Below are 1,245 nucleotides of genomic sequence, written 5' to 3' on the forward strand. Positions count from 1 at the left end.
AGTGACCCAACCGTAAGGAGGGAGCTGCCGAAGGTGGGACCGATAACTGGGGTGAAGTCGTAACAAGGTAGCCGTATCGGAAGGTGCGGCTGGATCACCTCCTTTCTAAGGAAGAAAAAAGTAAAGAATCGTTGTCTATTGTTTAGTTATCAAGAAACAACTTGATAATGAAACCTTTTGGTGGCGATGCGTTTAGGGGTAACACCCGTTCCCATCCCGAACACGATGGTTAAGACCTAAACGGCCGATGGTACTGCACTGGAGACGGTGTGGGAGAGTAGGTGGCCGCCAAATCTATAAAGAAAAAAGACGGAACCGCCGTCGAGAGAATTCAATATAGATACAGGCAAGGATGAGCAACAACTTATCAACGCCAACCCCATCAGCAGGGCAGTGCTGTTTGAATAACTGGTTTTACCAGTGATTAGAGAGTTGAAAGAAATTTCAGTTTTCTAATGACTGATAAATGTCAGTCAGAAAAATGAATAGATGCGAAGCTCTAAGACCAAAGGTCTTATCGCTCATGGCATTACATGCCAATGCATCGAAAAGCATTTATGCTTAGACAAGCGAGCTTGTCACACATAATTGTTTTCGATACGCTTGCATCTTTATGTACCTTGAAAATTGCATACAAAGAAATATAGATGATAAGATTAAAAAATATCTAATCAAGACATCCGAGGTAATGTTAACAAACATTAACTAAAGTCTGAAGAAAACAGACTTAAAAGAAATTGACCTATTACCAACGCATACACGCTAGTATGTGTCGATGAGAAACCAACCCGTGTTTCTTGTCTGTTGGTTATGCTGATAAGAGCGTATGGTGGATGCCTTGGCACTAAGAGCCGATGAAAGACGTGATAAGCTGCGAAAAGCTTCGGGGAGGAGCAAATATCCATTGATCCGGAGATTTCTGAATGGGGAAACCTACTTGAGCAAACCTCAAGTATCCTAACGCCAATCCATAACGTTAGGAAGGGAACCCGGTGAACTGAAACATCTAAGTAGCCGGAGGAAGAGAAAACAACATGTGATTCTGTGAGTAGCGGCGAGCGAAAGCGGAAGAGCCCAAACCGGAGTGCGTGCACTCCGGGGTTCGGACCGCAGAATTGATTCAATAAGTCTAGCAGAATGGTTTTGGGAAAGCCAGCCAGAGAGGGTGAAAGCCCCGTAAGCGAAAGACGAGTTGACATGGCGGTATCCAGAGTACCACGAGACACGAGAAACCTTGTGGGAATG

The 1,245-nt window shown here is 44.5% G+C and carries 3 rRNA genes; all 3 read left to right on the forward strand.

Annotated elements, in window-relative coordinates:
* A 16S ribosomal RNA gene (locus LQE94_RS16130) occupies window positions 1–105 on the forward strand; the annotation flags it as partial.
* A 71-nt stretch (window positions 106–176) separates the two neighbouring features.
* Window positions 177–294: ribosomal RNA gene (gene rrf, locus LQE94_RS16135) — 5S ribosomal RNA — on the forward strand.
* 512 nt (window positions 295–806) lie between these two features.
* Window positions 807–1,245 (forward strand): 23S ribosomal RNA (locus LQE94_RS16140); the annotation flags it as partial.

It is taken from the genome of Mediterraneibacter sp. NSJ-151, from assembly GCF_022487435.1.
Lineage (GTDB): Bacteria > Bacillota > Clostridia > Lachnospirales > Lachnospiraceae > Schaedlerella > Schaedlerella hominis.